This window comes from Streptomyces sp. WELS2 (assembly GCF_013870595.1).
Lineage (GTDB): Bacteria > Actinomycetota > Actinomycetes > Streptomycetales > Streptomycetaceae > Streptomyces.
Genome location: NZ_JACBWZ010000210.1, coordinates 1 through 8,706, shown reverse-complemented (window position 1 = coordinate 8,706; position 8,706 = coordinate 1). Strand labels below are relative to the sequence as shown.

9 protein-coding genes and 1 pseudogene are annotated in these 8,706 nt (G+C 72.2%); 3 read left to right on the top strand and 7 right to left on the bottom strand.

All coding sequences use genetic code 11. From position 1 onward, the window contains the following. Positions 1 to 5: 5 nt before the first annotated feature. The 6 genes and pseudogenes from H5J33_RS14960 to H5J33_RS14935 all read right to left on the bottom strand — a co-directional run. Positions 6 to 575 (bottom strand): annotated as a pseudogene (locus tag H5J33_RS14960) (lyase family protein); the annotation flags it as partial. Further along, the gene (gene pcaG / locus H5J33_RS14955) at positions 572 to 1,174 is read right to left on the bottom strand and encodes a protocatechuate 3,4-dioxygenase subunit alpha (protein ID WP_181795404.1); all 603 of its coding nucleotides are present in this window, start codon (positions 1,172 to 1,174) and stop codon (positions 572 to 574) included. The pseudogene H5J33_RS14960 and the gene pcaG, both read right to left, overlap by 4 nt. Before the next feature lie 5 nt (positions 1,175 to 1,179). After that, positions 1,180 to 1,953 carry a protocatechuate 3,4-dioxygenase subunit beta gene (gene pcaH, locus H5J33_RS14950; protein WP_181795403.1) on the bottom strand — a complete coding sequence of 258 codons (774 nt, stop codon included), beginning with the start codon at positions 1,951 to 1,953 and terminating at the stop codon, positions 1,180 to 1,182. A gap of 19 nt (positions 1,954 to 1,972) precedes the next feature. Then, positions 1,973 to 3,202, bottom strand: coding sequence for an acetyl-CoA C-acyltransferase (locus H5J33_RS14945; protein ID WP_181795402.1), 1,230 nt, complete (start codon positions 3,200 to 3,202; stop codon positions 1,973 to 1,975). A 160-nt stretch (positions 3,203 to 3,362) separates the two neighbouring features. Further along, a complete protein-coding gene (locus H5J33_RS14940; RefSeq protein WP_181795401.1) occupies positions 3,363 to 4,007 on the bottom strand; it encodes a CoA transferase subunit B in 645 nt (214 codons plus the stop codon). Next, positions 4,007 to 4,762: a CoA transferase subunit A gene (locus H5J33_RS14935; protein ID WP_181795400.1), complete on the bottom strand. Its 756-nt coding sequence runs from the start codon at positions 4,760 to 4,762 to the stop codon at positions 4,007 to 4,009. The genes H5J33_RS14940 and H5J33_RS14935 overlap by 1 nt, the downstream gene beginning before the upstream one ends. A 204-nt stretch (positions 4,763 to 4,966) precedes the next feature. Between H5J33_RS14935 and H5J33_RS14930 the strand changes: the two genes are divergently transcribed. Beyond that, positions 4,967 to 5,467, top strand: a complete 501-nt coding sequence (locus tag H5J33_RS14930) for a MarR family winged helix-turn-helix transcriptional regulator (RefSeq protein ID WP_181795399.1) — start codon at positions 4,967 to 4,969, stop codon at positions 5,465 to 5,467. 222 nt (positions 5,468 to 5,689) lie between these two features. Beyond that, entirely contained in the window at positions 5,690 to 6,880 is a 1,191-nt protein-coding gene (locus H5J33_RS14925; RefSeq protein ID WP_181795398.1) for a zinc-dependent alcohol dehydrogenase, read from the top strand. 10 nt (positions 6,881 to 6,890) lie between these two features. On the opposite strand, the gene H5J33_RS14920 is transcribed toward H5J33_RS14925, so the two are convergent. Further along, positions 6,891 to 7,958, bottom strand: coding sequence for an ATP-dependent DNA ligase (locus tag H5J33_RS14920; RefSeq protein ID WP_181795397.1), 1,068 nt, complete (start codon positions 7,956 to 7,958; stop codon positions 6,891 to 6,893). Positions 7,959 to 8,031: 73 nt separating this feature from the next. Between H5J33_RS14920 and H5J33_RS14915 the strand changes: the two genes are divergently transcribed. Beyond that, positions 8,032 to 8,706 (top strand): DNA polymerase domain-containing protein (locus tag H5J33_RS14915; protein WP_181795396.1); only part of this gene is annotated, 675 nt, incomplete at its 3' end.

Sequence of the window (8,706 nt, the reverse complement as noted above, 5' to 3'; positions counted from 1 at the left end):
GGCTATTCGCGTACCCGCGTCACACGGTCGCGCGCGTCCAGGACAAGCGCGCGCCAGCCGGCCGCCTTCAGCCCGAACGTGGTCGGTACGGCGTGCTGGGTGAGCGTCCGGCCCGGCAGCACGGTGTCCCGGTGCCCGGCCGCGAGGCGGGCCAGCGCACGCTCGGCGCGCCCGAGATCGTCCAGGACCGGGCCGAGGACGCGCACGGCGACCAGCATCGTCGCCGTGTCCATGATGTCCTGGCTGGTGGCACCCCGGTGGACGTACGGGCCGTACTCGGCGCCGACCGCCGCGGTCAGGTCCGCGGCCAGCGGGATCACCGGATTGCCGCCGCCGGCGGCGCGGGCGGCCAGGGAGCGCGGGTCGAACCGGGCCGGGTCGGCCGCCTCGGTGACCTCCGCCGCGGCCTCGGGCGGGGCGAGCCCCAGCGCGGCCTGCGCCCGGGTCAGCGCGGCCTCGGCGTCGAGCAGCGCCCGCAGATACGCGGCGTCGCCGGTCTCGGACACGGCGTCCGCCGACCCCCGCCCGGGGGCCAGCAGACCGGTGTCGGTACAGGAAGGGAACTCGGATGTCACCGGAACTCCAGGAAGACCGTCTCGCCTTCGCCCTGAAGGCGGATGTCGAAACGGTAGGTGCCGTTCCCCTCGTCAGCCGCGATCAGCGTGTCACGCCGGTCGCCCACCCGGGTGAGCAGCGGGTCGGCGGCCAGTGCGGCGTCGTCACCCGGCAGATAGATACGGGTGAACAGGTGCACGAGCAGGCCCCGCGCGAAGACACAGACACTCAGGTACGGCGCATTGCTCCCGCGCGCGCCGGGGCGCAGCGTACGCGCGTACCAGTGCCCGTTCGCATCCGTCTGGATCCGTCCCCAGCCGGTGAACTCCACCCCGTTGCGGCCCGCGAAGCCGCCCGTGGCCGGGTCCCTGCGCAGCGCGCCGTCCACCCGCGGCACCGTACCGTCGGGCCGCGGCCCCCACACCTCGAGCAGCGCGTCGGGCAGCGGATCACCGGCGCCGTCGAGGACGCGGCCGTGCACGGTGACGGTGTCCGGATGACCGAGCGGGGCGATCTCCTCGCCGCCGCGGAACGGCAGCGCGTACCCGTAGAACGGGCCGACCGTGTGGGACGGGGTGGGCAGCACCTGCTCCGGGCTGCCCGGGTCGATGAGCGTCATGGCGGTCAGCGTCCTTCTTCGGTCCAGGTGGCGGCCGGCCCGTCCAGCACGATGTCCCAGCGGTAGCCCAGGGAGAACTCGGGCACCGACAGCGCGTGGTCGTAGGTGGCGACCAGCCGCTGCCGGGCCGCGTCGTCCGTCACCGACTGCAGGATCGGGTCGTAGGGAAACAGCGGGTCGTTCGGGAAGTACATCTGGGTCACCAGCCGCTGGGTGAACGCCGTGCCGAACACCGAGAAGTGGATGTGGGCCGGACGCCAGGCGTTCACGTGGTTGCGCCAGGGATAGGGGCCCGGCTGGACGGTGGTGAAGTGATAGCGGCCCTCGGCGTCGGTGAGGGTACGGCCGACACCGGTGAAGTTCGGGTCCAGCGGCGCGTCGTGCAGCTCACGCCGATGGGCGTACCGGCCGGCCGAGTTGGCCTGCCAGATCTCGATCAGCTGACCGCGCACCGGACGCCCGTCGCGGTCCAGCAGCCGCCCGGAGACCGTGATGCGCTCGCCGATGGGCTCCCCGGTGTGCTGCCGGGTGAGGTCGTTGTCGATCTCGGTGATGTCCCGCTCCCCGAAAGCGGGCGAGCGCAGCTCCACCAGCTCCGGGTCCCGGCGCGTGTCGATCGCCACCAGGGGCTGCTTCGGGTGGCGCAGCACGGAGGAGCGGTACGGCGCGTAGTCGCGGCGCGGGTGGTGTTCGGCGGGCGCGCCGTCGGCGACGCGTTTGGCGTACGCGACGCGCTCGGCGGCGATCTCCTGGTCGATGTCCTGCTGGGTGAGAGTCATCGTGGTACCTGACGCTTCCTTATCGTTCGAGGACGAGGGCGAGGCCCTGGCCCACGCCGATGCACAGGGTGGCCGCGCCGGTGCCGGAGCCGCGGCGGGCGAGCTGGTGGGCGACGGTCCCGGCGAGCCGGGCCCCGGAGGCGCCGAGCGGATGGCCGAGCGCGATGGCGCCGCCCTGCGGATTGAGGACCGCCGGATCGAACTCCGGCCACTCGGCGAGGCAGCCCAGCACCTGGGCGGCGAACGCCTCGTTCAGCTCCAGGACCGACAGATCGCCGAAGTCCTTGCCGGCCTTGGCGAGGGCCCGGTTGACGGCCTCCACGGGTGCCAGCCCGAAGTACCGCGGGTCGGTGGCGGAGAGGCCGGTCGCGCTGATCCGGGCCAGCGGCTCCCGGCCGGTGGCCCGAAGCCCCTCCTCGTCGGCGAGGAGCAGGGCCGCCGCACCGTCGTTGAGGGGAGAGGCGTTGCCCGCGGTGACCGTGCCGCCCTCCGCGCGGAAGGCCGGCTTCAGCTTCGCCATGGCGGCGAGGGAGGCGTCCGGCCGTACGCACTCGTCGGTGCCGAAGACGACCGGCTCGCCCTTGCGCCGCGGCACCGGCACGGACACCGACTCGGCGTCGAACAGGCCCTGTTCCCGCGCGGCGGCGGCCTTGCGGTGGGAGGCCAGCGCGAAGTCGTCCTGCTGCTCGCGGCTGATGCCGTGCTTGTCGGCGATCAGCTCGGCGCTCTCGCCGAGCGGGATGGTCCACTGCGGGTCCATCCGCGGGTTGACCATGCGCCAGCCGAGCGTGGTCGAGTACAACTCGGTGTGGGCGGCGGGGAACGGGCCGTCCGGCTTCGGCAGGACGTACGGCGCCCGGGTCATGGACTCCACCCCGCCGGCCACGGCCAGGGACGCGTCACCCAGGGCGATGGCCCGGGCCGCCTGGATCACCGCCTCCAGACCGGAGGCGCACAGCCGGTTCACGGTCACGCCGGGCACGGAGGTCGGCAGCCCGGCGAGCAGGGCGGCCATGCGGGCGACGTTGCGGTTCTCCTCGCCGGCGCCGTTGGCGTTGCCGAGGTAGACGTCGTCGATCCGGGCGGGATCCAGCTCCGGGGTGCGGGCGAGCAGCGCGCGCAGGGCGTGGGCGGCGAGGTCGTCGGGACGGACAGAGGCGAGGGCGCCGTTGTACCGCCCGAAAGGGGTGCGGACGGCGTCGACGATGTAGACGGCTTTTGGGTTTGGGGGAGTGTGAGCGGTGTTCACAGGGTGGGCGCCTTTGCGGTGTGAACCGGGTCAACAGGGGTGACGGGGTTGTCGGGGCGAGCGGGCGTGACGGCGCGGAGGGGCGCGGTGGTGTGAGCTCGGTTCACAACGCTGAGGCCGACGATCGCGTCGCGCGCGGGGTGGGCACTGTGAGCTCTGTTCACAGCAGCCCCTCCACAACGCTCAGTTCCGCGTCCGTCTTGGCGATGACCTCGTACACACTCACACCCGGCGCGGTCTCCGTCAGCGTCAGCCCCTCCGTCGTGACGTCCAGCACCGCCAGATCGGTGATGACTCGGTTCACACATCCCTTGCCTGTCAACGGAAGCGTGCACTCCTTGAGGATCTTCGCCGAGCCGTCCTTCGCGGTGTGCGTCATCACCACGATCACCTGCCGGGCACCGTGCACCAGGTCCATCGCGCCCCCGATCCCGGTGACCAGCTTCCCGGGCACCGCCCAGTTGGCCAGGTCACCCCCGGCGGACACCTGCATCGCGCCGAGCACGGCCACGTCGATGTGCCCGCCCCGGATCATCGCGAAGGACAGCGCCGAGTCGAAGAAGGAGGCACCCGGCAGCACCGTCACCGTCTCCTTGCCCGCGTTGATCAGATCGGGGTCGACCTGGTCCTCCGTGGGGTACGGGCCGGTGCCCAGAATGCCGTTCTCCGACTCCAGCACCACCTCGACCCCCGCGGGGAGGTGGTTCGGGATCAGCGTCGGCAGACCGATCCCCAGGTTCACGTACTGGCCGTCCCGCAGCTCACGGGCCGCGCGGGCGGCCATCTCCTCGCGTGTCCAGGCCATCAGCCGCTCACCGTCCGGAACTCGATCCGCTTGTCCGCCGCCTGCTCCGGGGTGAGCGGCACCACCCGCTGCACGAAGACGCCCGGCACGTGCACCGCGTCCGGATCGATCGCGCCGGGCTCGACCAGTTCCTCCACCTCGGCGATCGTGATCCGGCCGGCCATCGCCGCCAACGGGTTGAAGTTCCGCGTCGACCTGCGGAACACCAGATTTCCGTGCCGGTCCCCGCGCGCGGCCCTGACCAGCGCGAAGTCGGTGCGGATGCCCCGCTCCAGCACGTACTCGACGCCGTCGAACTCCCGTACCTCCTTCGGCGGCGAGGCCACCGCGACCCCGCCCGAGCCGTCGTAGCGCCAGGGCAGTCCGCCCTCGGCGACCTGGGTGCCGACGCCGGCCGGGGTGTAGAAGGCGGGGATGCCCGCGCCGCCCGCGCGCAGCCGCTCGGCCAGCGTGCCCTGCGGGATCAGCTCCAGCTCCAGCTCACCGGCCAGATACTGGCGGGCGAACTCCTTGTTGCCGCCGATGTACGAGCCGGTCACCCGGGTGATCCGGCCCGCGGCCAGCAGCACCGCCAGCCCGGACTCCATCGCCCCGCAGTTGTTCGACACCACCTTCAGCCCGCCGACACCGCGCTCGTACAGCGCCTGGATGAGCACGTTCGGCACACCGCTGAGCCCGAACCCGCCGACGGCGAGGGACGCGCCGTCCGGCACATCGGCCACCGCCTCGCCGGCGGTGGCCACCACCTTGTCCATGCGTGAAGCTCCGTCTCTCCCGCACCCGGATAGCACCCGTACCCGGATAGTCAGGGCACTGAGTATTTCGTGGGGTGCCGCTCACGCTGCCACCGGAGACGAAGGCCGTCAAGGCCTGTACTTTGCCGCGTTCGTAGAACAGGACAGCCGCTTCGGCGGCCCGGTATCGTTCAGTGCACCAACGAATCGATCAGGGGAGCGCACATGGCCGCGGTGGATCTCACCACCCATCCCGGACACCTCGCCCGGCGGCTCCAGCAGGCGCACTACCTGCTGTGGAACACGATGGTCTCGGAGGAGATCACCTCGCCGCAGTTCGCGGTCATGAACGTGCTCGTCGCCGAGCCCGGACTCGACCAGCGGACCGTGGGGGAGCGGGTGGGCCTGGACCGGTCCACCATCGCCGAGGTGATCAGCCGGCTCGACCGCCGCGGACTGCTGCACAAGGTGCGCGACCCGCGCGACGGACGGCGTTTCCTGCTCCGCCTCACCGACGAGGGCGCGCGCACCCACCGCAAGCTGTCCGTCCGCACCGCCCGGATGAACCAGGTCTTCCTCGCCCCGCTGTCCGCCGAGGAGCAGACCGTGTTCTTCGACCTGATCCGCCGGGTCGCCGACGCGGCCGAGAGCCTGCGAAACCCGGCCGAGACCCCGCCCGCCGAGCCCCTGCGCGAGGCGGCCGAGCCCCTGGCCACCCAGGGCTGACCGGGCCCCCACGGGCCAGCACCCCGCCGCGGTCTCGTCCGTACGAGGCGCCACGTACCAGGTGCCGGGTGCCGGTGCCCCACGCCGGGTGCCGGGTGCCGGATGCCTGATCCCGGCCGGCGTGCGCCGGAGACCGCCGCGCGGGTTCGGCCCCGGTGCGCACGGGTACCCGGCGGTCACCGCACACGGACGAGGCCGAACGTGACCTAGGGAGTGCGACTCATGAAGGCAGTCACCTGGCAGGGCAAGCGGGACGTCCGGGTCGAGGACGTGCCGGATCCGCGGATCGAGGAACCCACGGACGCCGTCATCCGCGTGACGTCCACCGGGCTGTGCGGCTCGGACCTGCATCTGTACGAGGTACTCACCCCGTTCATGACGCCTGGCGACATCCTCGGTCACGAACCCATGGGCATCGTGGAGGAGGTCGGCCCCGAGGTGCCGGACCTGCGCCCCGGGGACCGGGTCGTGGTGCCCTTCCAGATCGCCTGCGGCCACTGCTTCATGTGCGACACGGGCCTGCCCACCCAGTGCGAGACGACCCAGGTCACCGGCGAGGGCATGGGCGCGGCCCTGTTCGGCTACACCCGTCTGTACGGTGCCGTGCCCGGCGGCCAGGCCGAGTATCTGCGGGTTCCGCAGGCGCAGTTCGGCCCGATCAAGGTCCCCGAGGGGCCGCCGGACGACCGGTTCGTCTACCTCTCCGACGTACTGCCCACCGCGTGGCAGGCCGTCGAGTACGCCGCCGTTCCGCCCGGCGGGACCCTCGCCGTCCTCGGCCTCGGCCCGATCGGCGACATGGCCTGCCGGATCGCCATGGCCCGCGGCGCGGAACGCGTCTTCGGCGTGGACCTGGTGCCCGAGCGGCTGGCCCGGGCGCAGCGGCGCGGGGTCGAGACGTACGACATCAGGGCCTTCGACGACGAGAAGGCGCTGGTCCACGCGATCCGGGAGGTGACCGGCGGGCGGGGCCCGGACGCCGTGATCGACGCGGTGGGCACCGAGGCGCACGGCAGCGCCGCCGCCAAGCTCGCCCAGACGGCGACCGCGATGATGCCCCGCAAACTGAGCGGCCCGCTCGCCGAACGCTTCAGCGTCGACCGGCTCGGCGCCCTGTACACGGCGATCGACCTGGTCCGCCGCGGCGGCACGATCTCGCTGAGCGGCGTCTACGGAGGCATGGCCGACCCGATGCCGATGCTCACCCTCTTCGACAAGCAGATCCAGCTCCGCATGGGCCAGGCCAACGTCCGTCGCTGGAGCGACCGGATCATCCCCTACCTCACGGACGAGGACCCGCTCGGCGTGGACGACTTCGCCACGCACCGGCTGCCGCTGGCGGAGGCGCCGCACGCCTACGAGATGTTCCAGCGCAAGCAGGACGGCGCGGTCAAGGTGCTCATGCGGCCGTAGCGCGTCGTCGTCACCTCTCGCCGAGCACCTCCGCCAGGTCGTAGCGCACCGGCTCCTCCAGCTGGGCGTAGGTGCAGCTCTCCGGCGTACGGTCCGGGCGCCAGCGGCGGAAGCGGGCGGTGTGCCGGAAACGCCGCCCGTTCTCCATGTGGTCGTAGGCCACCTCGGCCACCCGCTCCGGCCGCAGCGGTACCCAGGACAGGTCCTTCTTCCCGGACCAGCGGCTCGGCGCGCCCGGCAGCCGGGCCGTCTCGTGCGCGGCCTCGTCCGTCCAGGCGGCCCACGGGTGCCCGGAGACGTCGTCCATGCGCAGCGGCTCGAGTTCCTCGACCAGTTCGGCGCGCTTCTTCATGGAGAACGCGGCCGACACGCCGACGTGCTGGAGCCGGCCCCGCTCGTCGTGGAGCCCCAGCAGCAGCGAGCCCACCACCGGGCCGCTCTTGTGGAGGCGGTACCCGGCGACGACGACGTCCGCCGTCCGCTCGTGCTTGATCTTGAACATGGCCCGCTCGTCCTGGAGGTAGCGCAGGTCCGGCGGTTTGGCCACGATCCCGTCCAGTCCGGCGCCCTCGAACTGCTCGAACCAGTGCCGGGCCACCTCGATGTCGGCCGTCGAGGGCGCCAGATGCACCGGCGGGGTCGCCTCCGCCAGGGCCCGGTCCAGCAGGGCGCGGCGGTCGGTCAGCTCCACGTCGAGCAGGGCGTGGTCGTCCAGGGCCAGCAGGTCGAAGGCGACGAAGGAGGCCGGGTTCTTCTCGGCCAGCACCCGCACCCGGGAAGCGGCCGGGTGGATGCGCTCGGTCAGCGCGTCGAAGTCCAGCCGCCCGCCGCGTGCGATCACGATCTCCCCGTCCAGCACGCACCGCTCGGGCACCCGCTCCTTCAGCGCCTCCACCAGCTCGGGAAAATACCTGGTCAGCGGCTTGCCGGTGCGGCTGCCCAGCTCGACCTCGGGCCCGTCACGGAACACGATCGACCGGAAGCCGTCCCACTTGGCCTCGTAGTGCATGCCCGGCGGGATCTTCGCCACCGACTTGGCGAGCATCGGCTTCACGGGCGGCATGACGGGCAGATCCATGCTCCGATTCTGCTCGCATGCATACGGCTTCGCCCGGTATGCGAGGTATGCGGGGTGCGCCTACGGTGGCCGCATGGGCGATGCGGTGGAACTGGAGGTGGGCGGCCGGACCGTACGGTTGTCCAGCCCGGACAAGGTGTTCTTCCCGGAGCGGGGCTTCACCAAGCTGGACCTCGCCCGGTACTACGTCTCGGTCGCCCCCGGCATCCTGCGCGCCCTGCGCGACCGCCCCACCACCCTGGAGCGCTATCCGGACGGCGTCGGCGGCGAGTGGTTCTTCCAGAAGCGGGCGCCCAGGAGCATGCCCGACTGGATCCCGACCGCCCACATCACCTTCCCCAGCGGACGCAGCGCCGACGAGATGTGCCCCACCGAGGAGGCCGCCGTGGTGTGGGCCGCCCAGTACGGCACCCTCACCTTCCACCCCTGGCCGGTCCGCGCCACCGATGTCGACCACCCCGACGAACTCCGCATCGACCTCGACCCGCAGCCCGGCACCGACTACGACGACGCGGTCCGCGCCGCCCACGAACTGCGGGCGGTGCTGGAGGAGTTCGGCGGACTGCGCGGCTGGCCGAAGACCTCCGGCGGCCGGGGCCTGCACGTCTTCGTCCCCATCGAACCCCGCTGGACCTTCACCCAGGTGCGCCGCGCGGCGATCGCGATCGGCCGGGAGATGGAACGCCGGATGCCCGAGCACGTCACCATCAAGTGGTGGAAGGAGGAACGCGGGCGCCGCATATTCCTC

Bases quoted from the DNA above. Each gene is read 5' to 3' on its own strand.
- H5J33_RS14935 (WP_181795400.1), bottom strand. From the start codon at position 4,762: ATGGACAAGGTGGTGGCCACCGCCGGCGAGGCGGTGGCCGATGTGCCG.
- pcaG (WP_181795404.1), bottom strand. From the start codon at position 1,174: ATGACGCTCATCGACCCGGGCAGCCCGGAGCAGGTGCTGCCCACCCCG.
- H5J33_RS14930 (WP_181795399.1), top strand. From the start codon at position 4,967: ATGGCCGCGGTGGATCTCACCACCCATCCCGGACACCTCGCCCGGCGG.
- H5J33_RS14920 (WP_181795397.1), bottom strand. From the start codon at position 7,958: ATGGATCTGCCCGTCATGCCGCCCGTGAAGCCGATGCTCGCCAAGTCG.
- H5J33_RS14925 (WP_181795398.1), top strand. From the start codon at position 5,690: ATGAAGGCAGTCACCTGGCAGGGCAAGCGGGACGTCCGGGTCGAGGAC.
- H5J33_RS14940 (WP_181795401.1), bottom strand. From the start codon at position 4,007: ATGGCCTGGACACGCGAGGAGATGGCCGCCCGCGCGGCCCGTGAGCTG.
- pcaH (WP_181795403.1), bottom strand. From the start codon at position 1,953: ATGACTCTCACCCAGCAGGACATCGACCAGGAGATCGCCGCCGAGCGC.